The organism is Riemerella columbina (genome assembly GCF_030517065.1).
Lineage (GTDB): Bacteria > Bacteroidota > Bacteroidia > Flavobacteriales > Weeksellaceae > Riemerella > Riemerella columbina_A.
Map to the genome: position 1 here is coordinate 1,234,147 of NZ_CP103950.1, position 26,978 is coordinate 1,261,124.

Here is a 26,978-nt window from a genome sequence, read left to right on the forward strand (position 1 = left end):
ATAAATACCGACTTTTACAGTCTAAAATCAATTGTTATGTTTGAACATCAAGTTTCTCATCAAATCCGAAAAGTCCTGTTTATTATAGCATTGGCATTGTGCTGTTTGCCCTTTATGGAACCGCCTGAATGTCTGTTATTGGGCTTTATTTTTAGCATTTTTTTGGCATCCTTTTTTGATATCTCAATGGAAAAGCCACCAAAATATTATTGCAATATTCGGTGGTGGGGTTAGGCTTCGGAATGAATGCCATTGAGGCGATGAAAGCGGGTAAAGAAGGCTTAATATTCACGATTGTTTCCATCAGTAGTACGCTGATTATCGGATTGTTATTGGGCAAATGGCTCAAAATTCCGAACAATACCAGTACGCTGATTTCTTCGGGGACGGCGATTTGTGGCGGTAGTGCTATTGCGGCGGTTGCCCCTGTGATTGATGCTAAGGAGAATGAAACTTCTGTCGCCTTGGCGAGTATCTTCATCCTTAATGCATTGGCGTTGTTTATTTTCCCTGTGGTGGGACATTCTTTGTCGATGAGTCAAGAGGATTTTGGGTTGTGGTTAGCCATTACCATCCACGATACGAGTTCGGTGGTGGGAGCGGCACAAAAATACGGCTATGAGGCATTGAAAATCGCTACGACGGTAAAGCTGGAGCGTACTTTGTGGATTATTCCTGTCTCGCTGATGTTTGTATTGATACAGAAAAAACGCTCGAAAAAGGTACACCACCAAGCGAAGATTATTTATCCTGATGTTCATCGTTGCAATGCTCATCAACACTTTTGTACCGAGCATCTCGCCGTTGAGTCATTATATTGTGCTCATCGCCAAAAAAAGGTTTGGGGCTGACTTTGTTCCTTATTGGGGCAGGGCTGAGCATCAACGCGATTAAAAGCGTGGGCGTAAAACCCTTGTTACAAGCGGTTTTGCTTTGGGCATTTATTTCCGTGGGCGCACTGTTGATTATTCTGAATCGATAAAAAGAGAATACAAAAAACGCCGCAAGAATGATCTTACGGCGCTTTTTTTTTGATTTCCTGTGGTTTTAGAATTTAAATCCTAAACCAACTTGGAAAGTGTTGTTTCTGTTTTTACCATCTTTGTTCGCTACATCTACAGAACCATTTTTGCTTAAATCTGTAAATCCTGCAACATATCTTGCATTGATACCGATGTTAGGTGTAAAGTTGTAACCTAAACCTAATCCCATACCAAAGTCAAAAGAGTTGTAGTTGTCTTTGCTGTTAAAGTAGTTTGCTACTGATTCTACCAATTGGTTGTCAGATTTAATTTTAGAGTTAACTAAGAAACTAAATTGAGGACCAGCTTCTAAATAGAATTCAGGTGTTGCGTTGTACTGGAACATTACTGGTACAGAGATGTAGTCTAAATTTAATTTAGTATCGATATTATTCAATGAAACTTTAGCACCTACATTGTTATAGATAACCTCTGGTTGGATGCTAAAATTCTCTGCTAATGGTGCGTTCATAAATACACCAGCGTAGAAACCAGTTTTTCCTTTAGTATCTGCAAAATCCCCATCTTTAGAGATAGAAGAAAAGTTAGCACCTGCTTTAACACCAAATTGTTGTGCGAAAGTTAATGAACTAACTGCTACGGCTAAGCCTAAAAATACTTTTTTCATAATTTTAAATTTTTTCTTGTTTTTATGTTTTAATTGACACTCTGGCTATTTCTTTTTTAGAGTGACGCTTCAGTATATTCAAAAGCCTTGCCAAAATGGTTTTAAATTTAAAAAATTAAACAAGTGTTTAATTTATCTAATTGGCATTCAGTATTTTAAAATTGTTATTGGATTTAGGTTGATGTGATTCTGTTTTGGAGATTTTTATAATAAAAAATAGCTTTTTTGACATTTTCTTCAGAAGCTTTATGGTCAAAAATGGCTGTTCCTATCCCATTGAGCAACGAAAAATTGATATTTCTGTGATTATTTTTTTTATCATTTTTCATAAGTTGGAGTATAGAATCATCATCAAAGGCATCAATAGAGATATAAGGATAGAATTTTTGGATTTCAGAGATGATATGTTCGCTTGTTTCTTCCGAAATTAAATGTTCCAAAGCTGATAAATGGGTCTCCATAATCATCCCCAAAACTACCGCCTCACCGTGTGGAATAGGTTGTCCTGAACTGATAAATAAACTCTCAATGGCGTGCCCTATGGTATGTCCAAAATTAAGGATTTTGCGAATGTTGTTTTCTTTAAAATCATGATTCACAATATTTTGCTTAATCCTCATCGAGCTTTCTATATAAGGCACTATGGTTTCGGCGGAAAGCTCATCAATGTTGATTAAATCTTCCCAATGTGCGGCTTCTGCGATCAGTCCGTGTTTGAGCATCTCGGCAAAACCACTTCTGAGTTCTATATAAGGTAAGGTTTTGAGGAAATCAAAAGCGACGAAAATTTGCTCTGGCAGGGCAAAACTCCCAACGATATTTTTGAGAAATTGGTGGTCAATTCCTGTTTTCCCACCGATAGAAGCATCTACCATAGAGAGGAGCGTGGTAGGCATATGGATAAAAGGAATGCCACGCTTATAAGTAGATGCCACAAAGCCGCCCATATCTGTGATCACGCCACCGCCTAAATTGATGAAAAGCGCCTTTCTATCAGCCTTAAACTCTGAAAGAATCTCCCATAATTGCACAGCGGTATCTATGGTTTTTAGGGCTTCGCCGGGTTCTATTTCAATAATTTCAAAAGGAATATCGGTTTCTAAGTTTCCTAAAAAGTAGGGGAGGCAATGTTGGTGCGTATTTTCGTCAACCAATATAAGCAATTGGCTGGGCTGAGATTGTGCAATGTATTGGTTGATAGCACTCAATTGGGGATCTAAAATGGAAATCATAAGTGTAAAATTGCTTGCAAAAATAAGAAATAAACGCTAAAATTGGGCTCAAAAGTGGTTTCATATTTTTAGATTGGTTATAAATTAGTATGTTGTATCGTGGGCTTTATTTATAGATTGGCAAAAGCTGTTTTTAGATTTTCATTTTAATTAAATAACTGATTATTAGGTTTTTATATTTATTTTTTATTAAGATAAACAACTATTAAAGCACGGACATAAAATTGTATTATTGAAATTAAAAATATAAATAAGGTAAAATTAAATTTATTTTTTATAGTGAAATTTGTATATATAAAAAAAAGTTTTAAATTTGCTTCTAATAAAACTTAACTTTTAATTTATATTACTATGAACAAGTCTGAACTAATCGACGCAATGGCTAAAGATGCCGAAATTTCAAAAGTAGCGGCTAAAAAAGCTTTAGAATCTTTTATCAACTGTGTTACTGAAACGCTTAAAAAGAAAGATGGTAAAGTATCTTTAGTTGGTTTTGGTACTTTCTCTGTAACTGAGAGAGCGGCAAGACAAGGTATCAACCCTGCAACTAAAAAAGCTATCAAAATCCCTGCGAAAAAGGTAGCTAAATTTAAAGCAGGTTCTGAATTAGCTGATGCTGTGGCTGGAGCTAAGAAAAAATAATTTTTTGAGCGTAAAATCTCAGAAACCAAAATGAAAAAGCCATCTCAATTGAGGTGGCTTTTATTGTTTTTAGAAAGTATAAAATAAGCGTAAAAAATGGGAGAAAGTAAAAACAATCTCCCATTTTATTATTATAATAAAAAATTATTTCTGTAAAGATTCGGAAAGTTGTTTTTCTCTTTCAGCGGCAGATTTTCCATATTGATAAGCCTGATACATCAAAACTATCCAATGTTAAACTACACAGAATCAATACAATTTTATTCCAAAAAGTTATTTTTCATATAAGATTATATTACTCTATACTTTCTACCTTTACAATTTCTGGAACCTTTTCTTTAATGGTATTTTCAACGCCCAATTTCATTGTGGAAAAACTGATCGGGCAGCTGGAACAATTCCCTAAAAGCTTAACATAAACGGTTAAATCTTCTATTTTCACCAATTCTATATCGCCGCCATCTTTATTGAGGAAAGGTCTAATGCTTTCCAAGGCTTCCTCCACTCGGGTTTCTAAATTTTCTATTGTTTGTGCCATTGTTATAATTTCAGATTGGGTTATTTTTTAGGTGAACAGCCTGCCATAGTCGTGATTTTAACGGCTTCCGTAGGAGGTAGATTTTTATTTCTTTCCACCAAACTTTCCACCATTTTTTGAGCGGTTTCGGTGTAGATTTCAGTAATTTTAGAAGGTTCTTGTAGTGCTGCAGGTCTGCCGACATCTCCAGCTTCTCTAATGCTTTGAATGATTGGAATTTCGCCCAATATAGGAATGCCTAAATCTTCCGCCATATATTGAGCGCCTTGTTTACCGAAGATATAATATTTATTATCTGGCAATTCTTCTGGGGTGAAATAAGCCATATTTTCAATCAACCCTAATACAGGAATGTTGATGCTCTCCATTTGGAACATCGCGATACCTTTTTTTACATCGGCTAATGCCACATGCTGAGGCGTACTCACAATAACGGCGCCTGTTACAGGCACTTCTTGAATGATAGAAAGATGGATGTCGCCCGTTCCTGGTGGCAAGTCTATCAGTAGGAAATCCAACTCGCCCCAAGCAGCATCTCTTAACATTTGGTTTAAAGCTTTAGCAGCCATAGGACCACGCCAAACGACCGCTTGATTAGCTCCTGAAAAATAGCCAATAGAAAGCATTTTTACGCCATAATTTTCTATGGGTTTCATCAGATGTCTGCCGTTTTCTTCCACAGAAATGGGCTTAGCGCCTTCGGTATCAAACATAGTAGGAACGGAAGGTCCATAAATATCGGCATCTAATAATCCGACTTTGAAGCCCATTTTGGCTAAAGTAACGGCTAAATTGGCAGCGATGGTTGATTTACCCACGCCCCCTTTACCAGAAGCAATAGCGATAATATTCTGAATCCCAGGGATAGATTTCCCTTTAATTTGGTTTTGCTGAATTTCGGAAGGTTCTGGAGAGACAATTTTGAGCTTAAGCACCACTTCTTCTCCAAATTCTGATGCGAAAGCCTGTTTCATTGCGGCTTCTAATTTTTTCTTTTCGTGCATGGCTGGGGAGTGTGCGGTCATATCAATATAGACATCATTGCCCATAATCTGCACATTGTTCACCAAATCATCTACCTCTACCTCTTTTAGAAATTCTAAAACTCTATCTTTTTTTAACATTAGATTTTTAACTTTAATTGAGTGACAAAATTAAGCATTTTTTTCCAAATGTTCCAGGTCTTTCGGCGCGCTCAACTGTCCTTCCCATTTAGAAACCGCGGAGGTTGCCAGAGCGTTGCCTAAAACATTGGTCATACTTCTTCCCATATCGCAAAAATGGTCTATTGGCAGGATTAAAGCTATGCCTTCTGGCGGAATTCCGAACATAGAACAAGTGGCAACAATGATAACCAAACTGGCTCTTGGCACACCAGCAATCCCTTTGGAAGTCAGCATAAGCACCAGCAGCATTGTGATTTGTTGCCCAACGGACATATCAATTCCGTAAATCTGAGCGATAAAAATAGAGGCAAAGGTCATATACATCATACTGCCATCTAAATTGAAGGAATAGCCCAAAGGCAAAATAAAAGAAACGATTCTACTATTGGCTCCAAATTTTTCTAATTCTTCAACCAATTTTGGGAATACAGCCTCGGAGCTGGTGGTGGAGAAGGCAATGAGTAGCGGTTCTTTTATTCTTTTCAATAAATCAAAAAGGCGAGGGCCTAATATCAAATAGCCCACCAAACAGAGCACTAACCAAAGTATTGCCAGAGCAAAGAAAAAGTCCCGAAGATAAATGGCATAGACAATGAAAATTTCAAAACCATTGGTGGCAACTACCGCCGCTATAGCGCCTAAAACGCCTAATGGTGCCATCCACATAATATAGCCGACCATTTTAAGAATGGCGTGGGCACAAATGTCTAACGCTTTGATTACAGGTTTAGAATACGATTCGCCAAGTTGAGAAAGCGCGATGCCAAACATAATAGAGAAGACTACGATTTGTAGCACTTCATTGGTGGCAAAGGCTTCAAATACACTTTTAGGAATAATGTGTTTTACGAAATCTTCTAATGAAAATCCTTTGCTATTGCTCACAATTTCCGCTGCGGAAGCCGTGTCTTGGATAGGCAGTTGGGTCACCTTCCCAGGTTCTAACCAATTGACCAAAACCAGACCTATAAATAAAGAAACCAAAGAGGCGGTAATGAACCACATCATCGCTTTGGTACCCACACGGCCAATCATTTGGATGTCACTCATTTTAGCAATCCCCACAACTAAAGTGGTAAAAACCAAAGGTGCAATAATCATCTGAACCAATCTAATGAAAATGGTGCCTAAAAGTTTAATATTCTTTGCAAAATCTTCAGTGTATTCTGGATATTGAAAATGCACCAAGCCACCAAGTCCGATCCCTAAAACCAAGCCGATAATAATGGCGATAAAAAGTTTATTTTGTCCTTTCATTGAGCTATTTTAATAAAGGTTAAAGTGCAAATATAAGCTTTTACTTCTAAAACTAAAAAATCTCATTCTTAAAAGAATAAGCATTTGCCCAAATAAACTAAAAATCTTATTTTCGCACAAAGTTTTTATTTAATTCTTATGAAAGATTGGCACTTTAAACAATGGAATACTGCCTTAGGTTGGGCAGTTTTTTTAATCGCGTTGGTGACTTACCTGAGCACGATAGAACCTAATTTTAGCTTTTGGGACTGCGGTGAGTACATCTCTTCTGCGGTTAAGTTAGAGGTCACCCACGCACCAGGGGCGGCTTTATTTCAAATTGTAGGTGCCGTTTTTGCGATGTTAGCGCTCGGCAATTCTGCATATTATTCATTGGTTATCAATGCGATGTCGGCGCTGTTTAGTGCATTAACCATATTATTTTTATTCTGGACCATCACGCATTTGGTAAGACGGCTTTTGGGCAAATCTTTCCAAAATATCAATACGCAAGAAAGCCTTGTGGTTTTAGGCTCGGGGCTGGTGGGAGCGTTGGCGTTCACTTTTTCAGATACTTTTTGGTTCTCAGCAGTAGAGGGCGAGGTGTACTCAATGGCATCGCTATTTATTGCGCTAATAGTCTGGCTCATCACCAAATGGGAAAACGAATATAATGCTCCCGATAACGAGCGTTGGATTATCCTCATTTTCTTTGTGGTTGGGCTTTCCGTGGGCGTTCATATGATGTGTATGCTGGCTGTGCCTATGATCTGTTTGGTGTACTATGCGCGCCATTATACTTTTACTTGGAAGAGTTTTTTAATCGCTAATTTAATCACATTGGGCGTTTTAGCAATGGTATTTAAAGGCATTTTCCCTTTTATCATGGTGATGTTTGGCAAATCGGAAATCTTTTTTGTTAATGGTTTAGGCTTGCCATTCCACTCGGGGACGCTATTTGCTTTCGCTGTTTTGGTGATTTTAGCATATTTAGCCATCAATTATTCTAAGAAAAATGGCAATCATCTATTGCAAACCGCTGTTCTGTCCGTGGTTTATATGCTGATAGGCTTTTCTTGTTGGATGATGATTCCTATCCGTGCGAATGCCAATCCGCCAATGAACCTTAACGACCCGAACAACGCCATTGGAATGTTAGATTATTACAACCGCGAACAGTACGGCGATTGGCCAACCATCTATGGGCAAAACTATACCGCCTACCTTGACTGGAATGGTATGGAGAAAAATGAGGATGGCAGCCTCAAAACGATAAAAACTGGAAAAACTTACGAAAAAGATGAGAAAACAGGGCGTTATATAGAGGTTGGCGAAAAATTCCAATATGTATACAGCCCTAATCATGTGGGCTTTTTGCCAAGGATGTTTGCTCAAGATAGAAATGTTATGGCGAACTATATCTCTATGTATGGTGCGCCAGATTTTGAGTTTAACGACGCTGATGATGATATTGCCAATAGTCCAGAGGCAGCGGAGTTCTATAAGGAATTAAGAGATAAATACGAAAAAGGAAAAATCACGGTAGAGGATTACCTCCAAGCCAAATCCTACCATTTAATCAATGTAAAGAAACCTACTTTGGGGCAGAGTTTGGACTATTTTATAACCTTTCAAAATGGTTATTATTTTGTGCGTTATTTAATGTGGAACTTCGTTGGGCGCCAGAATGATTTAGAAGGTCATATGGAAAACACCAATGGCAACTGGGTTTCTGGCTTTTCCTTCGTTGATGATGCCCTTTATGGCAAACAATCGGATATGCCGAAGAAATTCCATAACGAATCTACGGTTTACTTTTTCTTCCTGCCGCTGTTGTTAGGGCTTTTGGGCTTCTACTTTCAGCTGACCAAAGATTTTGGACGCTTTTATGCCGTTTTGTCTTTATTTATTTTGACCAGCGTGGGCATTGTCTTTTATACGGGCGTTAAACCATTTGAACCTCGTGAGAGAGATTACGCTATGGTCGGTGCTTTCTATGCTTTTGCTATTTGGATCGGCTTAGGGGCTGCGGCTATTCTTCATCTGGTTCAAGACAAAACGAAAAATAAAAAAGCCGTGTTGGGTGTGGGTGTTTTGCTATTGGGCATTCCTGCATTAATGGGCTTTCAGAACTATACCCCTCACGACAGAAGTCACCGCTATACGGCTTATGATTACGCTTATTCCACACTGAAATCTTTGCCTAAAAACGATATTTTATTCGTTTATGGCGATAATGACACCTACCCACTTTGGGCAATCCAAGAAACGGAAAGGTTCCGAGATGATGTTAAGGTGGTTAATTTTACGCTCCTTGCTACGCCTTGGAATATTGACCAAAACAAACGAAGAACTTATAATAGTATGCCGGTGCCTTCCGCTTTGGTGCACGAGGATTACCGAGAAGGTGTTAATGAGCAAATCCACACGCTGTCACCTAACGAGTGGCAACAGATTTTTGAAAACCTTAAAGCCAATGGAGCGCCAGAGGATATTTTAAGAAGTTTTAGAAAATACCAAACCCAAGACCAAATGACCTTAAAAGAGGCAATTGCTTTTCTCAAACAGAAATCTGAGGATAAAGATTTGGTTTTAAAAATGCTCTATGGCGAAGAAAAATATGAGCAATACAACTTCCTTCCTGTGAGCAAATTTGTCCTCCCTGTGAATGTTAAAAATGCTGTTAAATCAGGCATTATCAAACCTCAAGATGCTACAAAAGCGGAATCTCAAATCGTGATTAACTATAAAAAATCAACGCTATTTAAAAACGATTTGATGATGATGGACATCCTCGCTCATTTTGATTGGAACCGCCCAATTCACTTTTCTGTAGGCGGTATTTATGATGAAACCAACATTTTTTACCTCAAAAATTATTTACAATATGATGGTTTCAGCTATCGTTTAGTACCGATTAAAACCGAAGAAACTGAAGATGGTGAGTTTGGTCGTGTAGATGCTGATGAGCTCTATCAAGTGGTGAAGAATTTCCGTTGGGGCAACTTCAAGGACTTAAATGCCCACTTTGATGAAACTTGTACTTCTAACATTTACAGCTACAGAAGTTCTGCCAGCAGGGCAGCGGAGGTATTGGCTGCCAAAGGCGAAAGACAAAAAGCCCGCGAAATCTTGAACTTAGCCAATACCGAAATTCCTGTTGAAAAATACAATGATCCTCGTTCTTTAACGGCTATCATTTACGCATATATCCTCGCTGGCGAAGAGAAAAAAGGCTTAGCATTAGCCGACCAACTCCAAAAAGAGATTATGAACGAGTACGATTATTATCTATCCCTTTCGCCGAGAGATCAGCAGTATGTTAAGCGCCAAATGGCAACCCAACCGATGCTTTATTCTATGGTGGTCGCCTCGGTGGCAGATGCCTATAAAAAGTTAGGAAATGAGAAAAAAGGATATCAGTATTTAATTGATGCCGTTAAACCGATTGATAAAAAATTCAATATTTTTATTGAGGATCTCCTCGCTATGGGTAAAGAAAAAGCCAATAGAGAATCAGAAAATGTGCAGAAAATAACGCCTTTCTATCAGTATTTATTTGAGGTTATGAAACCTTACGATACCACTTATCCAGCCGAAAAGATGAGCCAAATAGAAGAAACCCTCATCTCTACATTGTCTGGCGGTGCTAAACAATTGAAAGAGCGGACGACCAACCAACCAACTGATGCCACGAAGGTTCAAAAACCTAAAACATCAAGCCCAAATACAGATACGCTGAGCGTTAAAATAGAAGAAAGCGCATCAGAATAAAACCAATGTAGCGCCCTTAGTTGACACACTAAGGGCGTTTTTTATTGATACATATCATCAATGATTTTTGCTTAAAAAATAGAAGGCAGCCGTGTTTTGTTAGTTTAAAAATTACTACATTTGCACGGTATAAATTAGACTAAAAAATCCCATTAAATGATTACTACAGATTTACTCATTATAGGAGCAGGGCCTACGGGGCTTTTTGCCGTTTTTGAAGCCGGTTTATTGAAGTTAAAATGCCACATTATTGATGCTCTTCCGCAGCCTGGTGGGCAGTTGGCAGAGCTTTATCCTAAGAAACCTATTTTTGACATTCCAGGGTATCCATCGGTAAATGCAGGCGAGTTGGTGGATAATTTAATGGAGCAGATTAAGCAGTTTCAACCTGGTTTTACCTTAGCAGAAACCGCCGTTACTTTAGAAAAAATAGATGATGAATGGTTTGAAGTCGTGACCAATAAAGGAACCGTGCACAGAGCTAAAGCCGTAGCCATTGCAGGAGGGTTGGGCACTTTTGAACCTCGGAAGCCTGCCATAGACCATATTGCGGACTATGAGGACAAGGGCGTAGAATATTTTGTAAAAGATCCAGAATTATTTAGAGATAAAAAAATTGTGATTGCTGGTGGGGGAGACTCGGCGTTAGATTGGAGCATTTTCCTTTCCAACATCGCTAAGGAGGTCACTTTGGTACACCGCAGAAACGAATTCCGTGGGGCGTTAGATTCTGTAGAGAAGGTGCAAGCCCTCAAAAATGAAGGCAAAATCAACCTCATCACGCCAGCGGAAGTGGTAGGACTAAAAGGCGACGGTCATATTGAAGGCTTAACCATCGAGAAAGAGGGCGAAACCATAGAATTGGATACCGACTATTTCATTCCGTTGTTTGGGCTAACGCCGAAGCTGGGACCTATTGCAGATTGGGGCTTAGAGATTGAAAAAAATGCCATTAAGGTCAACAATGCTTTAGACTACCAAACCAATAGAGAGGGCATTTATGCCATTGGCGATGTCAATACCTACCCAGGCAAACTCAAACTGATTCTTTGTGGCTTCCACGAGGCTACTTTAATGTGCCAAAGCGTATATAACCGCCTTAACCCTGGTAAAAAGTATGTTCTTAAATATACAACGGTAAGCGGTGTTGATGGCTTTGATGGCAGTAGAAAGGAAGCTGAAAAGGCGGTCGTTAAAAAGATAGATTAAATCACATTATGGCAGATATTACTTTAAAAATCACCGATAGAGAGGGCACGCCGCACGAGGTAGTCGCTCCAACGGATATGTCTATGAACCTGATGGAAGTGGTAAGGGCTTATGAGTTGGCAGAAGAGGGTACCATTGGCGTATGCGGCGGTATGGCGATGTGCGCTTCTTGTCAAGTTTATGTGGAGAACGATGTTCCCCTACCAGAAATGAGCGATGAGGAAGAAGCTATGCTTGCCGAGGCTTTCCACACCAAAGAAAACTCAAGATTAGGCTGTCAAATCCACATCACGGAGGAAATTGATGGCTTAGAAGTCGCATTAGCGCCTTACCTTTAGGCTTTTTGGTATAGAGGAGAGGAGCAACCGCACACAGACAAGTCTCATCCGCAGTAAGAAACAAAAAAACTTTCTACATTATTGTAGAAAGTTTTTTATGCCTTGATGTTGGGCAGAAATTTATTCAACAGCTACCGCATCATCGCCTCTGTTGTCCGCTATGGCGGTGATATTGCCCGCTTCGTCGGCGACAATCATTTCTGTTTTGCCGATGGCGCCTCGTACTTTAAACTGATAGCCCTTCTTTTCTAAAGCTTTAATGGTCTCTCTTGGAAAGTCCTTCTCTACGGAAACATATTCTGGCAACCATTGCTGATGGAACTTCGGTAGGTTAACTGCCAAGTTCGGACTGATTTTAAAGTCAATCACATCTACAATAGCTTGGAACACGGAGGTCGGGATAGTCGTTCCCCCAGGCGTACCTACGACCATATAGGCTTTGTTATTTTTCAGTACGACGGTAGGCGCCATAGAAGAGAGCATTCTTTTGCCCGCTTGTATAGCGTTGGCTTCGCCACCTACGGCTCCAAACATATTAGGGACACCAGGTTTTATCGAGAAGTCATCCATTTCATTATTAAGGAAGAAACCCGCACCCGATACGACCACCTTACTGCCGTAATAGCCATTGAGGGTTGTCGTTACGGAAACTGCATTGCCCTCTTTGTCTAAGATAGAAAGATGCGTGGTCTGCGTGCTTTCCTGATTGGGGTTGATGATTTTCCCTACTTCGGCGCTTGGTGTTGCTTGGTTTTTATTAAAAGTCTGCCATCTTTTTCTCAAATACGCATCGGAAGTTAAGAACTCCGTTTGGTCTTTGATAAAGTCTGGATCGCCCATATATTCCGCCCTATCGGCATAGGCACGGCGCTCTGCCTCCACCATAATTTGCACCGCTTCAGGCGCGTTGGGCTGATAGTTTTCAAGATTTTCAAAAGCTGCCATCTTCAGCATCTGGGCGAGGAGCGGTCCTCCACTGGAGGGCAAAGGCATCGAGACAATCTGATGCCCTTTATAGTCAAAGGTGAGGGGCTTCCGCGTTTTTACACGGTAGTTTTTCAAATCTTCAAGGGTGATAATACCATTGCCGCGCTTCATTTCCTCTACGATGAGGCGTGCGGTCTCTCCTTCATAGAAGCCTTTCAGTCCGAATTGCTGTATCCGCTTTAAGGTCTTAGCCAAATCCTTTTGGATGAGAAGGTCACCCGCTTTCCAAGGGGTATCTTTCACAAAGACGATAGCATTTTGGTTATGTTTGATAAACGCCTCTCGCTCTTGGTTAAGGAGTTGCGCCTCTTTCTCAGTGATGGCAAATCCTTTTTCTGCGAGGTCTATTGCAGGCTGTATTAGGGCTTTCATAGGAAGCTTAGCGTGCTTTAGAATTTCATAAAAGCCAGCCACAGAACCTGGAACACCTACTGCAAGGCGACCATTTTGAGACAGGTCTGTATCCGCCTTGCCCTGAGCATCAAGATACATATCCCGATTAGCCTTTTTAGGGGCTACCTCTCGGAAATCTATCGCCAGTTGCTCGCCATTGGCTTTGGTTGCCACTAAAAAGCCACCACCACCGATGTTTCCTGCCTGAGGATAGACTACCGCTAAGGCATATTGCGTTGCAATGGCAGCATCAAACGCATTACCGCCCTGCCGAATGACCTGAACGCCTGCCGCACTTGCTAAAGGGTGAGCAGAGACTACTACAGACTTATTTTTGGTCTGTATATTCTTTACGATGTTATAATCGGTGAACTGTGCCGAAACCACGCCCGACATCACCACGAGTAAAAGACTTATTTTCTTCATTATGTGTTAATTGTTATTGTTATCATTCTGTTTTATATCACGGATGAAAGCTCTGGCCCTCGTTTCCCAGTCTGGGTGATCTAATAAGAGCTTTACGAAAGCCGTGCCAATGATACCGCCGCTGGCATCTGCCGTTACGCTATCAAAGTCGGCTTTATTCTTAATGCCAAAGCCTATCATCACAGGGTTGGTGAGCGATAGGTTGGCTAATCTTTTCAGGTAGGCATCATTTTTTACCACTTTGGTGGCGTTCCCTGTTGTAGAGGAGGAGCTCACAGCGTAGAGGAAGCCAGAACTTAGGCTATCCAAATAGAGCATCCGCTCATCGGAAGTTTCTGGCGTTACCAAGAAGCTGAAGTGGAGCCCATATTGTTTTAAAATCTTCTGATATTTCTTCTCAAACTCTATTGGGGGAAGATCTGGAATGATCAAGCCGTAGATGCCTGCCTCTTGGCACTTTTGGCAAAACGCCTCAAAGCCGAACGATAGCACAGGATTAATGTATCCCATCAAAATGATAGGGATTTTGACTTCATCTTTTATAGTGATGAGCTGTTGGAAGAGCTTGTCTATGCTCATACCATTAGCTAATGCCTTTTGGTGGGCTTGTTGGATCACTTCGCCATCCGCCACGGGGTCACTGTAGGGCATTCCAATTTCTATGAAATCGGCGCCTTCCTCTTGAATAAGGCGGATAAGAGTTGCGGTATCATCTAAGCTGGGAATGCCAGCGGTAAAGTAGATATTGAGTTTCTTCATACGGGGTTAGGATTTAAGGGTTTTCTCTATGCGGCGGTCTGGGCACAGCCATAGGATAGCAACTACTGTATAGCAAGCCATACCAATGATTGGGGCGAAATAAGACCCCAACAAGCCAACAATATAGAGCGAAATGGAAGTATATTCTTTGGTTCTACTTTTGAGGGCTTGCTCTATTTTGGAGCCTTTGCCCTCTACTTTTAGCGTGGACCGCTCTAAGGCGATGTAACCGAACGCACAGAACAAAAGATTGATGCCATAGAGCGTTACAGGGTTCTTATCGAAATGGTTCTCGCCCATCCAAGCAGTAGTAAAAGGCACTAAGGAAAGGGCAAAGAGCAATAAGAGGTTCGCCCAGAGCACTGTACCGTTGATTTTCTCTATCGCTTGGAAGAGGTGGTGGTGATTATTCCAATAAATGCCAATATAAATAAAGCTAAGGATATAAGACAAGAACTTAGGAACCACAGGCATTAAGGATTGGAAGTCTGCCCCCTCTGGCGCCTTCATCTCTAAGACCATAATGGTAATCACAATAGCTAAAACGCCATCACTAAACGCTTCTAATCTGGAAGTGGTCATACAATATACGTTAGTTAATCAATAAACAAAGATAGGCATTCCTTTTGACAAATCAGAAATTCATCAAAGGTTGCCTGCTTTTCATCACGAGAGGTTAGGGCATCATTTTGAGGTAGGTTTCCATATCTTTATCCCCTCTGCCACTCAAACAAAGCACCACGATATCCGTCGGCTTGAATACTTTTTGATCTAAGACCGCCAAGGCGTGGGCACTCTCTAATGCAGGGATGATGCCTTCCTTTTGGGTCAGGTTAAATGCTGCTTGGAGCGCTTGCTCATCATCAATGCTGATGAATTCCGCTCGCCCTTCTTTAAATAAATGCGCGTGCATAGGGCCTATCCCTGGATAGTCTAAACCTGCCGAGATAGAGTAAGGCTCTATGACCTGTCCATCTTGGGTTTGCATCACTAAGCTTTGGCTGCCATGCAGTACGCCAATGGTGCCGAGGGCTGTGGTAGCCGCTGTTTCTCCAGAGGTAATGCCTTTACCGCCTGCTTCTGCAGCGATGAGGGTCACGCGCTCATCATTGGCGTAGTGGTAGAAGGTGCCAGCCGCATTGCTGCCACCACCCACGCAAGCGATGAGATAATCAGGATAATCTCTATCCAATTGCTCCACCAACTGGGCTTTAATCTCCTCTGAGATTACGCTTTGGAACCTTGCCACCATATCTGGGAACGGATGGGGCCCCACCACACTCCCAATAATATAATGTGTTGTGGTAGGGTGGTTAATCCAGTCCCTTAGGGCTTCGTTCACGGCATCCTTTAAAGTCTGCGACCCTGAATTGGCAGGAACCACCTTAGCGCCGAGCATCTTCATCCGTGCCACATTAGGAGCTTGCCGCGCTATGTCTACTGCTCCCATATAAATGGTGCAGTCTAAGCCCAATAAGGCACAAGCTGTGGCTGTGGCTACGCCGTGCTGCCCTGCACCTGTTTCCGCAATGATGCGGTGTTTGCCGAGTTTCTTCGCTAAGAGGGCTTGCCCTAAGGCATTGTTGATCTTATGCGCCCCTGTGTGGTTGAGATCTTCCCGCTTCAGATAGATATTGGTCTGATACTGTTGACTCAACCGTGGTGCGAAATAGAGCGGTGTAGCCCTGCCTACATAGTTTTTCAGTAGGTTTTGGTATTCTTCTTTAAAGTCTGCAGAGTTGATGATGTTTAAATACTCTGCTTGCAGTTCGGCGACATTCGGATAGAGCATTTCAGGGATAAACGCCCCTCCGAACTCGCCGTAGTAGCCATTAAGGTCAGGATTTTTAAAATTCATATAATAATAACGCTATAATATCTTTTGGTTTTAGTCCCTTCTCACAGTAATCCCCAGTGCTTCCAAGTCTTGTTCATTGCTGAAGAGGACTTTGGCATAAGAGATATAGTCCGAGTAGAGAGGGTAGAGGCTTTCAAAAGCCTTGTCTCTGGTTTCCGTTGATTTTTGGGCTTTCGCCATTGCAGATTTTTGCTTTTCTTTGAGAGTGCTGAGCTCTTCTAATGCAGTTTGCACGGCGGTAAGGTCTGCCTCGACGATGTTGATGCTACTGATGTCGCTCAAGAACTCTGGGGTGTTGAGCAACTGCGCATAGAAGTTAGCCACTTGCTGATACCACTCGCTGTAAGCGGATTTTCTGTTGCCTGAGAACTCCAAGGCAGCTTGCGCCTTCACATTGTTTTTAAGCAAAATCTTACAGAGCGCAAAGTGCTTCATATAGGTCTCGTTGATGGCGTTGCGTTTTTCTTCCAGTTTGGAAGTTGCTTCGTACTGGGCAGCATACTCTTTCTTTTGGGCTTGTGCCAGTTGCTCAATGGCTTTTATCTGTTCTAAAAGCTCATCCAGTTTAGCCTCATCGTAGCTTACAGAGCTTAGAAGGCTTTGGAACTGGGCTTGTTTTCCATTAGAAAAGGCTATTTTCATCTTGTTAAGCCACTCATTGAGGGAGATGTGGGTGTTTTTTCCTTTAATGAAGACTTGATCGTTGCTGAGGTTGGTTTGATTTTCCATAATGTTTTGAGATTTTAATTAAACAATTCGATTTGTTGTAACAATATTAGAACTATTTTCTGATATATGCAAGCCTTTTTTATAATAAAAATAGCCCAACGACCTTATTTTTGATATTAATGCTCCCATAAAAAACACAAATTCTCCCATAAATCTATTTTTATTGCTTATTTTTTAATCAATGTTGGTTATTCGTTAATCAATTTTCAACAGAAATCAATCAACCGCAAAGGTTATCCGTTTCTGTCTGCGGTTGGTTCATTTCTATATGCGGTTGATTGATTTCTGTGTGCGGTTGGTTCATTTCTGTGCGCGGTTGATTCATTTCTGTGTGCGGTTGATTCATTTCTGTGTGTGGTTTACTCCTTTCTATATGCGGTGGGCTTATCTCTATGAGGCAGAATAGCCCAACTGATAGAGGAAATCCTTAATCTGAGCGAGGTTCTTTCTCCCTGGTGCGGTCTCAAATTTAGAATTGATGTCCAAAACGGTAGGCTGTTGGCGAAGGAGGCTCAACTTTGGCAATTGGTCTCCGTTAATGCCGCCACTAAGGACATATGGCTTCGTAAGATGGACTTCATTGAGGCATTTCCAATCAAATGCCTGCCCTGTGCCACCAAATGAGGCACTATCAGTGTCAAATAAAAGGTAGTCTATAACATCAGTATGCAGATAAGCCTCTAAATTGGGCAGTTGCTCACCAACACGAACCACTTTAATGATTTTAGTCTGCGGTGGTAGGTGGGCTCTCAAATATTGAAGATCTTCCAAGTGCTCATCACCGTGGGCTTGTATGGCACTAAGCTCGGCTTGGGTCGCTATATCGACCACCTCATCTAAGGGATGATTAACAAAGACCCCAACTTTGGCTTCATGGTGGATATTGGCAATGTCTTCTAAACTAAGATGATTAAGCACATAGCGAAGGGAGGCTTCATAAAAGATAAAGCCTAAATAGTGAACCCCTAAGTTGATTAAATCTTGAATTTCAGTCAAGTTGGTAAGCCCGCAGACTTTGACTTTTGGCGGTTGTATCATCTCTGGGTGCGGTTATTTAATTTCTGAAATAAATTGAGCCAATGCCTCGCCAGGTTGTTGGGCTTTCATAAAGTATTCACCCATAAGAAAGGCATCAAAACCGTTATCCTTCAATTCTCGGTAGATGTCTGGGCTATAAATAGCGCTTTCTGCCACGCTGATAACGCCCTCTGGGAGCGCTGCTCTCATCTTGATGGCGTGCTGATAATCTACTTGGAAGGTGTTAAGGTTTCTGTTGTTAATCCCCACGAGTTCTATCTGCTGATGGTACTTATCAAAGTCCTCGCCGCCGTAGAATTCTAAGAGAACGCTCAAACCTAAGTGGTGGGCACAGCTGGCTAAGTTCGCTACTTGGCTTTTGCTTAGGATATTAGCAATGAGCAAGACCGCACTGGCGCCATAAGCTTTGGCTTCATAGATTTGATATTCATCAAGGATGAAATCTTTGCGAAGCAATGGAATGCCATAGGCAAAAGCCTCTTCTAAGTCTTGCAAAGAGCCCCCAAAATAGAGCGTATCCGTAAGCACCGAAACGCAGGCAGCGCCAGCAGAGGCATAGGCAGGCACAACTTCTGAAACTTGAGCCTTCACATTGATGTCTTGCTTAGAGGGGGAGCGGCGTTTGAACTCGGCGATGATGCTATAAGGGGTTTCTTTAAGCCTTTGGATAAAATCAGGGCGACTTTGATTAAAAATAGGTCGGTCGGTAAGGGCTTCAATAGGCGCTTGGCGCTTAGCGGTTTTTATTTCTTCTTTCTTGGTTTGGACAATTTGGTCTAATATGCTCATTTATAAAAAATCTAAATGCGGTTGGTGATTAACTTGATGCTATGGGTTATGAACTGAATGCGGTTTTGCCTCGTCTTATGACTTAATTAGGTTCTGTAAGCACTGGTAAGCCTTGCCTTGGTAGAGGCTATCTTTGGCTAATTGGAGGCAGTCCTGATAGTTGCCAAAATGATGCGTGGCATAGAGCGCCATAGCAGCATTGGCTAAGACTACGGCATTTTGCTCTGGCGTACCTTTACCTTCTAATATCGTTTTGAAAATGGCGGCAGCCTCTTCTTTAGAACCTCCGCCAGAAAGGGCTTCGGCTGGTATAGTTTGGAAGCCTAAATCCTCCGCAGAATAGATGTATTCGCCACGGTGATCAATGACTTTGGTGTCTTGGGTAAGGCTGATTTCATCGTAACCATCTAAGGCATGGAGGAGCATAAAATCTTGGGGTTCTTGCTGAAGAAGGTATTGGTAAAGACGTGCGACTTCTAAGCTGTAAACGCCTAAGATGCTGTACTGAGGGCGTGCTGGGTTCACTAATGGGCCTAAGAGGTTAAAGAAGGTTCGTAATTGTAGCCCTTTTCTCAAGCCTGCTACCGCTTTTAAGGCAGGGTGGAAGAGGGGAGCGTGGAGGAAGCAAATATTGGCGCGGTCTAAGTCGGATTTAAGGTCTTCTGTATTCGTTTTGAAGCGGTAGCCCAGCGTTTCTAAAACATTGGAGGCACCACTAATAGAAGATACGCCGTAGTTGCCGTGCTTAGCTACTTTTTGCCCAGCTCCAGCCACAATGAACGATGCCAGTGTGGAGATATTGAAGGTATCCTTGCCATCGCCGCCTGTCCCAACGATGTCTACCAAGTCCGTAGTGCCCAAATCTACCGTAAGGGCAAGGTCTAAGAGCGCCTCTCTGAAGCCTCTTAACTCCTCTAAGGTAATGGGGCGCATCATATAGACCGTAACGAATGCCGTAGCTTCGGTTTCGTTAAACTTGCCTTGTGCGAGCTCTATCATAATGGCTTTGGCTTCTGCCTTAGAGAGCGTTTGGTGGTTAAATAAGTAATTGAGTATCTGTTTCATTCTGTTGTCTATGATATGGTAAGGTTTAGCGAACGACTAAGGGCGTTGGTCTCTCTCATCATTGCGGTTTTTTAATGCCCTACTGCGGTTAGTCTAAGCCTTAATAAAGTTTTCTAAAATCTTTTTGCCCATAGGGGTTAAAATGCTTTCGGGGTGGAACTGTACGCCATAAACAGGGAAGTCTCTATGCTGAAGTGCCATAATCATTCCGTGTTCATCTACGGCGGTAATCTCTAATGCTTCAGGAAAGTCCTCAGGATTAACCGCCCAAGAGTGATACCTGCCGACTTCTATCGTTTGAGGTAAGTCTTTAAACAAAGGGCTCTCCACAGGGAGGATTTGGGCGCTGGTGGCTACACCGTGATAGATTTCTGAAAGGTTGATAAGGCTGCCTCCAAACACTTCGGCAATGGCTTGTTGCCCTAAGCAAACGCCTAAAATCGGTTTGGTCTTAGCATAGGTCTTGATGACTTCTAATAAGAGCCCTGCCTCCTCAGGAATGCCAGGACCAGGGGAAAGAATGATTTTATCATAAGCGGCTATGGCTTCTAAACTGATTTTGTCATTCCGAAATACTTCTACACGGTGCCCAACAATCTGTTCTATCATCTGGACTAAGTTATAGGTGAAGCTATCGTAATTGTCAAAAACTAATATTTTCATTTCTTGTTGCGTTTATGGGTTAAATTGTTGCGGTAGAGTAGTCTATAGTTGCGGTTGCTCATTGGCTAACAGCGGTATAGGCTCATCTCTATGCGGTGGATTGTTATCTGGTTACAAAGTTTTGGCTTTCTTTATCGCTTGCTTAAGGGCATTAAGCTTGTTATTGACTTCTTGGAGCTCCAATTGAGGCTCCGACAGCGCCACGATGCCAGCTCCTGCCTGATAATATAAATGGTTGTCCTTGGCAAGGAAAGTTCTGATCATAATGGCTTGGTTGCAAGAGCCATCTAAGCCGACAAAGCCAATGCAACCGCCATAATAGCCACGTGAAGTGGGTTCGTAGCGGTCTATAAGCTCCATCGCTTTATATTTAGGGGCGCCGCTTAGCGTTCCTTGCGGAAATGTGCTCGCAATCATCTGGTATGGGCTCACTTGGGCGTCTACCTCTGCCGTGACCTCGCTGACCATATGGATGACAGAGGAAAAGAAGTGAATATCTTTAAGCTTGGTCACGCTAATATTCTTGCCTAACTTGCTGAGGTCGTTTCTGGCGAGGTCTACCAGCATTGTATGCTCGGCATTCTCTTTGGGATCAGCCTTTAAGCGTTCTGCAGCTGCCCAATCTTGAGATAAATTGCCCGTTCGTTTAAAAGTTCCTGCAATAGGGTGAATTTTTGCCTCTTGATTTTGAATAATGAGCTGGCTCTCTGGGCTGGAACCCATAAGTTTATAATCGCCATAGTCAAAAAAGAACAAATACGGCGAAGGATTGATATTCCGCAAGGCGCGGTAAACTTGGAACTCATCGCCTCTATATTCTTGCTGAAATCTTCGGCTTAGTACGAGCTGAAATACATCGCCACGCTTGGTATGTTGCTGTGCTATTTTCACTTGATCGAGAAAAGCCTCATCGGAGAGGTTGGAGGTTTCCTCACTGGTGGTATCAAAAGGATAGACCACCATTGTTTTGTACTGAATGACGTCTTGTAGGCGGCGCACCTCGGACGGAAGTCCAGAAAAGGTGTTTTCAATAATTCGCATTTCATCATTTTTATGGTTGAAAGCGATGATGTATTGGTAAAGCCGATATCTTAAAATTGGGATTTGCGTTTCTGGGCTTTGGGGCTTAAAATGGATGCTCTCAAAAAAGGGAATTGCCTCGTAGGCGGTGTATCCGAAGAAGCCTTGCGCCATTGTTTCAATGGGATGTTCCGTAGGCTGACAGCTGAATTGTTGTGCAAAATTTTCTAAAATCTTGATGAGATCTGCATCGGCATCCAAAGTCTTCTTTTTGGAGGCTTCATTGGGGAGTTTGATTTCGTAGGAGGTGTGGTCGGTCACTTCTATCCCTGCAATGGCATTGACCGCAATAAAGGAAAAACTGCCCTCAGCTGCGTTGTGCTCGGTGCTTTCCAAAAGGATGGTATCCCGAAACTCATCTCTAAGTTTGAGGTAAATTTCCATAGGGGTGTGGAGGTCGCCCATCAGTGCTTTAGACTTGGTTTTAATAGTGATCATAGTTTCAAAAGATGATTAAAAAAAGACTTCAACGGAAAACGCTGAAGTCTTTGGCTTGTATTGTTAAAGTTTCAATTTAATATATCAAAAATATACGCATATACGATTAGACCCAGCTGAAAAGTTGGAAATGCCACCATATAATATTGTTGTTGTGTATTTTCATGCTGCAAATGTAGAGTGTTTTAATGAAAAAAACAAGTTTAATATCAAGTTGTTAAAAATAAAGGGTGAAAAATCATTGATAAAGATAGGCTAAGCGCTCAAAATAATTTATATTTGCAAAAAAATTCCGAATGAAAAGAAATCTATTTTTAGCCGCTTTGGCTTTAGGAGGCTTGGTTTCAGCACAAAGCCATTCGCCATTGGCACAGCAATTAGAGCAACAGAAGTTGAAAAATAAAGTGCAATATCAGCATTATATACAACAAAAAATGCAACAAAATCCGCAGGGAAATTATGGCGCTATAAAAACTCTCGGTACCCAAACTCGCTTTTTTGATGAAAAAGAACATCGGCTTGGGTTTTTCTTCCAAAATAAACCTTATTTTTTAACGGAAGATGATACCGATCAAATTAAAAACGCCAATGCAGATGCCCTCCAAGAAGGGAAAATCAGTGGTTTGTCTCAATCTTATAATGGAGAAGGCATCAGTGTAGATGTGTTTGATGGTGGTAGAGTTTATGCCAAGCACGAGGATTTTGGCAATGAAAATAGAATCGTCAACAAAGAGAAAAACAGCGTAGATTACAGCGGCCACGCTACAGGCGTTACAGGGATGATTGGGGCTGTAGGGCATAACATCGGCGGCGGTGGCGTGTCTGGAAATACCAAAGGCATAATGCCAAAGGCGACTTTTAGAAGTTATAGTTTTAAGGAAACCACTTTGCAGGGCGAGAATAGCAGTAAAACCGTTTATCAAAAAATAGAAGCCGCACAGCCTTACCTTTCTAACCATTCTTATGGCATCAATACCGAATGGGAAAAGGATGACCAAGACCGATGGTATTGGAACGGTGATTATGATTCGGCGACGAAAAAGGCATATCATTTAGATGGTTGCTATTTAGAAAGTGATAGAAATTATGATGATATCGTTTATGCTCATCCATCTATGATTATTGTAAAATCGGCAGGAAACTCGTATGGCGACGGTCCCAGCGGTGATTTTTCTAATGCTTATTATGAAGGCAGCCAAGGGAATGATGTCGCTTTTACCGCTAATGATGTCTTACCGCCCAACAATTGTGCTGATGGTGTAGATTGCATAGGTCCAGGCTCTTTGGCGAAGAATATCATTGTAGTAGGTGCCACGGAAAAATTAAAAACTTCTAACCAACGCTACACTAAAACTTCTGATGTAGAAAAAGCCAGTTATAGTAGTGCAGGACCGCGAGATGATGGCGGTATAAAGCCCGATATTGCAGGGGTGGGCAGTGATATTTTCTTCCCATCTACCGAAAGTTCTGGTAGTAATTCTTGGGCAATGGGCGATGGCACTTCTTTTTCGGCGCCGCAGGTTACGGGGATTATTGGGCTTTGGTTGCAGATTCATAAAGATTTATTTTCTGGGAAAATGCTGAATGCGGCATCGGCAAAGGCTTTGTTAATACATTCCGCCCAAGAAGCGGGCAACAAAGGTCCTGATGCGTGGTTTGGTTGGGGCTTCGCTGATGCTAAAAAAGGGGCGGAGATTTTACTCGGAAAAAGCAATGGCGAAGCGGTTATTTTTGAAAATAAAACCCTCAAAAACAAAGCTAAAGAGCAATTGAACATCACAACCGATGGAAAACAACCGCTTAAAATAAGCATTGTTTGGACGGATCCTTCGTTTAAAAATTTGCCGACAACTTACCAAGATGCGCATAATAATACCGCCTCTCGCTTGATTAACGATTTGGATTTGAGGTTGGTCAATACAAAGACCAATCAAATTTATCAACCTTGGAAATTGGACATTCAGCACCCTATGGCGCCTGCAATCACTGGTGATAATACGGTGGATAATGTGGAGCAAATCCTTATTGATGCGCCGGTTGCGGGTATTTATCGCATAGAAATTTCTCATAAAAATAATTTGGTGAATAATCAAGGGAAAATTGCCAATCAAGATTATGCGCTTTTGGTTACGGGAGCATCTATTTACGATGAACTTAGCACTGTAGAAAATGAAAATTCCATTCAAGTGGAAATTCAAAATACGCTCATCAATGCATCAAAAGGCGAAACTTTGAGGCTGACCCACGCGGAACTCATCACCACGCCTATTTCTATTTATGATGCTTCGGGCAGATTGGTGAAAACCATTGACCAAATTCAATCTTCATCGATCAATTTATCAGGCTTGGGTGTTGGGGTTTATCTTGTGAATTTCTCAACGAAAACGCAAAAAATCACGAAGAAAATTATCGTCAATTAAAAAATAGACTTCAAATAAAAACTGCGGCTTCAATGATTGAAGCCGCAGTTTTTTTAATTGTATTTAATGGCTTTTACAGGGGATATTTTACTGATGAGATAACTCGGCAAAATCAAAGCGATGCCAGACACCAAAAGAATACCCGCCGAGATTAGGATAATATATAGTGGATTGAGCTCCACAGGAACCACGCTTACATAATAATTCTCAGGGTTGAGTTGGATAACGCCGAAAATCTTCTGTATCAATAGTAGTCCAATGCCAATCAAGTTGCCCACCAACAAGCCAGGCACCATAATCAGTAGCGTGTAATTGATAAAAATGGCTCTAATCTGTCGGTTGGTAGCACCCAAAGTTTTGAGCATCCCGATAGAATTGGTGCGTTCTATAATCAAAATCAACAGCACCATAATGATATTGATGACCACCACCAGCAGCATAATGGTAATAATAAGCGTGATGTTGGTATTAAAAATGTTAATCCAATCCACAATTTGCGGAAACCGATCCGTAATCTTTTCAGCATAATTTTTATAGCCAATCAGTTGGTCTATTTTAGGATAAGCGGTATTGATGTCTTCCGCATTTTTAAGGAAAATATCCAGACCGCCAATGTCTTTTTTATCCATATCTTGGATTTTCCTCACATGGTTAATATCGCCGATGATAAACAAATCATCAATAAGTTTAATGTCGGTTTTATAGAGGCCTGCCACCTCAAATTTTCGGTAAATGGGCTTTTGGTCTTCTTTAGAAAATATCGCAACAATGCTGTCTTTGGGCTTTAGATGGAGGTCTTTGCCTATTTTTTCGGAAATGATAATTTGGTTATTATACCCTTTTTCATTAAAGTTAGGAATGCTCCCGCTGACCAGAAATTTCTCAAACCGATGTTGGTCAAAATCCTTAGAAACCCCTTTGAAAATAATGCCAGAGAAGTTTTTTTCAGTCCTCAAAATCCCGCTCACCGTGGCATAAGTTTGGAGCCCCGAAACCTCAGGCAGTTGCTTAATTTGGTTGAGGTCAAGCAAATTTTGATCTATCACAGAAGAGTTATAAGACGCGTTAGACTTGGTGGATTTAACAGTGATGTGTCCCGAAAAATCGCCCATTCGGGTTTTAATCGCCTCTTTGGAACCCAATCCTGTGGCTACGGTAATCAGCGAAACAATAACGCCCAGCGCCACCGAAAGCCGACCGATAAAAACAATCACTCGGGAAAGATTATTTTTATTATCTTTGGAGAATGCTATTTTATTAGAAAAGTATAACGGAAATTTCAAAACTATGAATTTAAGATCCAAATTTAAAAATTTACAACTGATTTGCCTAATTTATTTGAGCGTATCTTTTTTATCTTTTGGTAAAGCGCAGAGTATCAGTGATTTTAAAACAGGTGCCGACCAACCTGAACTCTATATTCCTTTGCTCAAAAATAAAAAAGTAGGGGTGGTTACCAACCAAACAGGCTTGGTGATTAAAAAGACCAAAGTCAATTTAGCGAAATATCCAGAGGAAGTATGTAAGCTTGGCGTCCAAATAGACACGCTGAGCATTGTGGATTTTTTAATCGATAATGGCATAGAGATTAAGCGGGTTTTTGCTCCAGAACACGGCTTTCGTGGCGAGGCAGATGCTGGCGAACATGTGAAAAACGGCGTGGATACCAAGACAGGACTTCCCATAATTTCGCTCTATGGCAAAAACAAAAAGCCTACGGAAGCGCAGGTGAAAGATTTGGATATCATCGTTTTTGATATTCAAGATGTGGGCGTGCGTTTTTACACTTACATTTCTACTTTGGCGTATGTGATGGAAGCGGCGGCAGAACATCAGGTGAAGGTTTTAGTTTTGGACCGTCCTAACCCTCACGATGGCTATATTGATGGGCCTGTGCTCCAGCCTAAGTGGAAAAGTTTTGTGGGAATGCACCCTGTTCCAGTGGTTTATGGCTTAACCATCGGGGAATATGGAATGATGGTGAACGGCGAGGGCTGGCTTAAAAACGGCATCAAAGCGGAATATCAAGTCATTCCGATGCGAAATTATCACAAACAACAGCGCTATCCGTTGCTAAAACGCCCATCGCCTAATTTGCCTAACGAAAAAGCCATCAACTTGTATCCCTCGTTATGTTTTTTTGAAGGCGCCGAGGTTTCCGTAGGCAGGGGCACCGATTTGCCATTCCAAATTTATGGCTCGCCATGGACTAAAAAGTTGAAGTATCAGTTTAAGCCAGCGCCTAATTTTGGGGCTAAAAATCCACCTTTTAATGGCGTGCTTTGTTACGGCGAAGATTTGTCCAACTATGACAAAGATTTGCGACAGCTCAACTTAGAATGGGTACTTAGGGCGTATCAAAATTATAAAAATCCTGCCAAGCCTTTTTTCATTAAAAACCTTTGGTTTGATACATTGGCGGGCACCGACCAGCTCAGACATCAGATTATACAAGGGAAAACAGAAGCCGAAATTAGAGCCTCGTGGCAGAAAGATTTATCATATTTTGAAAAAATCAGACAGAAATATGTAATGTATGAGGATTAAA

25 protein-coding genes are annotated in these 26,978 nt (G+C 41.5%); 8 read left to right on the top strand and 17 right to left on the bottom strand.

Annotation, left to right across the window (positions count from 1 at the left end; all coding sequences use genetic code 11):
* The first annotated feature begins 209 nt into the window (after nt 1-209).
* Together NYR17_RS05885 and NYR17_RS05890 are read left to right on the top strand one after the other, a co-directional pair.
* Nucleotides 210-851 (top strand): YeiH family protein, encoded by a 642-nt coding sequence (locus NYR17_RS05885; protein WP_302504802.1) that lies wholly within the window; start codon nt 210-212, stop codon nt 849-851.
* Complete coding sequence (locus tag NYR17_RS05890) at nt 842-982, top strand: hypothetical protein (protein ID WP_302504803.1); 141 nt, start codon at nt 842-844, stop codon at nt 980-982. Before NYR17_RS05885 ends, NYR17_RS05890 begins: the two co-directional genes overlap by 10 nt.
* A gap of 65 nt (nt 983-1,047) precedes the next feature.
* Here the strand turns inward: NYR17_RS05890 and NYR17_RS05895 are convergent, their stop codons facing one another.
* Both NYR17_RS05895 and aroB read right to left on the bottom strand, forming a co-directional pair.
* Nucleotides 1,048-1,650 carry a porin family protein gene (locus tag NYR17_RS05895; RefSeq protein ID WP_302504804.1) on the bottom strand — a complete coding sequence of 201 codons (603 nt, stop codon included), beginning with the start codon at nt 1,648-1,650 and terminating at the stop codon, nt 1,048-1,050.
* Nucleotides 1,651-1,823: 173 nt separating this feature from the next.
* A complete protein-coding gene (aroB, locus tag NYR17_RS05900; RefSeq protein WP_302504805.1) occupies nt 1,824-2,882 on the bottom strand; it encodes a 3-dehydroquinate synthase in 1,059 nt (352 codons plus the stop codon).
* A 351-nt stretch (nt 2,883-3,233) separates the two neighbouring features.
* Here aroB and NYR17_RS05905 point away from each other — a divergent pair, with 351 nt between their 5' ends.
* On the top strand, nt 3,234-3,524 hold the full coding sequence (locus tag NYR17_RS05905) for an HU family DNA-binding protein (protein WP_302504806.1): 291 nt from the start codon (nt 3,234-3,236) through the stop codon (nt 3,522-3,524).
* 295 nt (nt 3,525-3,819) lie between these two features.
* Here the strand turns inward: NYR17_RS05905 and NYR17_RS05910 are convergent, their stop codons facing one another.
* The 3 genes from NYR17_RS05910 to NYR17_RS05920 are packed head-to-tail and all read right to left on the bottom strand — an operon-like array spanning nt 3,820 to nt 6,485.
* Nucleotides 3,820-4,062 (bottom strand): NifU family protein, encoded by a 243-nt coding sequence (locus tag NYR17_RS05910; protein WP_302504807.1) that lies wholly within the window; start codon nt 4,060-4,062, stop codon nt 3,820-3,822.
* Between the two features lie 20 nt (nt 4,063-4,082).
* On the bottom strand, nt 4,083-5,186 hold the full coding sequence (locus NYR17_RS05915; protein ID WP_302504808.1) for an Mrp/NBP35 family ATP-binding protein: 1,104 nt from the start codon (nt 5,184-5,186) through the stop codon (nt 4,083-4,085).
* A 30-nt stretch (nt 5,187-5,216) separates the two neighbouring features.
* A complete protein-coding gene (locus tag NYR17_RS05920) occupies nt 5,217-6,485 on the bottom strand; it encodes a dicarboxylate/amino acid:cation symporter (RefSeq protein WP_302504809.1) in 1,269 nt (422 codons plus the stop codon).
* A gap of 138 nt (nt 6,486-6,623) precedes the next feature.
* Between NYR17_RS05920 and NYR17_RS05925 the strand changes: the two genes are divergently transcribed.
* The 3 genes from NYR17_RS05925 (at nt 6,624) to NYR17_RS05935 (ending at nt 11,785) form a co-directional block, all read left to right on the top strand.
* Nucleotides 6,624-10,238, top strand: a complete 3,615-nt coding sequence (locus NYR17_RS05925; RefSeq protein ID WP_302504810.1) for a protein O-mannosyl-transferase family — start codon at nt 6,624-6,626, stop codon at nt 10,236-10,238.
* Between the two features lie 156 nt (nt 10,239-10,394).
* Nucleotides 10,395-11,447 (top strand): NAD(P)/FAD-dependent oxidoreductase, encoded by a 1,053-nt coding sequence (locus NYR17_RS05930; RefSeq protein ID WP_302504811.1) that lies wholly within the window; start codon nt 10,395-10,397, stop codon nt 11,445-11,447.
* Between the two features lie 8 nt (nt 11,448-11,455).
* Nucleotides 11,456-11,785 carry a 2Fe-2S iron-sulfur cluster-binding protein gene (locus tag NYR17_RS05935; RefSeq protein WP_302504812.1) on the top strand — a complete coding sequence of 110 codons (330 nt, stop codon included), beginning with the start codon at nt 11,456-11,458 and terminating at the stop codon, nt 11,783-11,785.
* A gap of 120 nt (nt 11,786-11,905) precedes the next feature.
* On the opposite strand, the gene ggt is transcribed toward NYR17_RS05935, so the two are convergent.
* The 11 genes from ggt to NYR17_RS05990 all read right to left on the bottom strand — a co-directional run bounded on the left by ggt (nt 11,906) and on the right by NYR17_RS05990 (nt 22,010).
* Nucleotides 11,906-13,591, bottom strand: a complete 1,686-nt coding sequence (ggt, locus tag NYR17_RS05940; protein WP_302504813.1) for a gamma-glutamyltransferase — start codon at nt 13,589-13,591, stop codon at nt 11,906-11,908.
* A 6-nt stretch (nt 13,592-13,597) separates the two neighbouring features.
* Nucleotides 13,598-14,350: a tryptophan synthase subunit alpha gene (trpA, locus tag NYR17_RS05945; protein ID WP_302504814.1), complete on the bottom strand. Its 753-nt coding sequence runs from the start codon at nt 14,348-14,350 to the stop codon at nt 13,598-13,600.
* Between the two features lie 6 nt (nt 14,351-14,356).
* Nucleotides 14,357-14,932, bottom strand: coding sequence for a TMEM175 family protein (locus NYR17_RS05950; protein ID WP_302504815.1), 576 nt, complete (start codon nt 14,930-14,932; stop codon nt 14,357-14,359).
* Between the two features lie 94 nt (nt 14,933-15,026).
* Complete coding sequence (gene trpB, locus NYR17_RS05955; protein ID WP_302504816.1) at nt 15,027-16,208, bottom strand: tryptophan synthase subunit beta; 1,182 nt, start codon at nt 16,206-16,208, stop codon at nt 15,027-15,029.
* A 30-nt stretch (nt 16,209-16,238) separates the two neighbouring features.
* Nucleotides 16,239-16,937 (bottom strand): hypothetical protein, encoded by a 699-nt coding sequence (locus tag NYR17_RS05960; RefSeq protein ID WP_302504817.1) that lies wholly within the window; start codon nt 16,935-16,937, stop codon nt 16,239-16,241.
* 220 nt (nt 16,938-17,157) lie between these two features.
* Nucleotides 17,158-17,283 carry a hypothetical protein gene (locus NYR17_RS05965; RefSeq protein WP_302504818.1) on the bottom strand — a complete coding sequence of 42 codons (126 nt, stop codon included), beginning with the start codon at nt 17,281-17,283 and terminating at the stop codon, nt 17,158-17,160.
* 44 nt (nt 17,284-17,327) lie between these two features.
* Complete coding sequence (locus NYR17_RS05970; RefSeq protein WP_302504819.1) at nt 17,328-17,975, bottom strand: phosphoribosylanthranilate isomerase; 648 nt, start codon at nt 17,973-17,975, stop codon at nt 17,328-17,330.
* 12 nt (nt 17,976-17,987) lie between these two features.
* Entirely contained in the window at nt 17,988-18,764 is a 777-nt protein-coding gene (trpC, locus tag NYR17_RS05975) for an indole-3-glycerol phosphate synthase TrpC (RefSeq protein ID WP_302504820.1), read from the bottom strand.
* Between the two features lie 75 nt (nt 18,765-18,839).
* Nucleotides 18,840-19,829, bottom strand: a complete 990-nt coding sequence (gene trpD, locus NYR17_RS05980) for an anthranilate phosphoribosyltransferase (RefSeq protein WP_302504821.1) — start codon at nt 19,827-19,829, stop codon at nt 18,840-18,842.
* Nucleotides 19,830-19,922: 93 nt separating this feature from the next.
* On the bottom strand, nt 19,923-20,492 hold the full coding sequence (locus tag NYR17_RS05985; protein ID WP_302504822.1) for an anthranilate synthase component II: 570 nt from the start codon (nt 20,490-20,492) through the stop codon (nt 19,923-19,925).
* 111 nt (nt 20,493-20,603) lie between these two features.
* Nucleotides 20,604-22,010: an anthranilate synthase component I family protein gene (locus NYR17_RS05990; RefSeq protein ID WP_302504823.1), complete on the bottom strand. Its 1,407-nt coding sequence runs from the start codon at nt 22,008-22,010 to the stop codon at nt 20,604-20,606.
* Nucleotides 22,011-22,306: 296 nt separating this feature from the next.
* Between NYR17_RS05990 and NYR17_RS05995 the strand changes: the two genes are divergently transcribed.
* A complete protein-coding gene (locus NYR17_RS05995; protein WP_302504824.1) occupies nt 22,307-24,430 on the top strand; it encodes a S8 family peptidase in 2,124 nt (707 codons plus the stop codon).
* 53 nt (nt 24,431-24,483) lie between these two features.
* On the opposite strand, the gene NYR17_RS06000 is transcribed toward NYR17_RS05995, so the two are convergent.
* Nucleotides 24,484-25,713 (bottom strand): ABC transporter permease, encoded by a 1,230-nt coding sequence (locus NYR17_RS06000; RefSeq protein WP_302504825.1) that lies wholly within the window; start codon nt 25,711-25,713, stop codon nt 24,484-24,486.
* Nucleotides 25,714-25,717: 4 nt separating this feature from the next.
* On the opposite strand from NYR17_RS06000, the gene NYR17_RS06005 reads away from it, so the two are divergent.
* Entirely contained in the window at nt 25,718-26,977 is a 1,260-nt protein-coding gene (locus NYR17_RS06005; RefSeq protein WP_302504826.1) for an exo-beta-N-acetylmuramidase NamZ family protein, read from the top strand.
* The last annotated feature ends 1 nt before the right edge of the window (nt 26,978 follow it).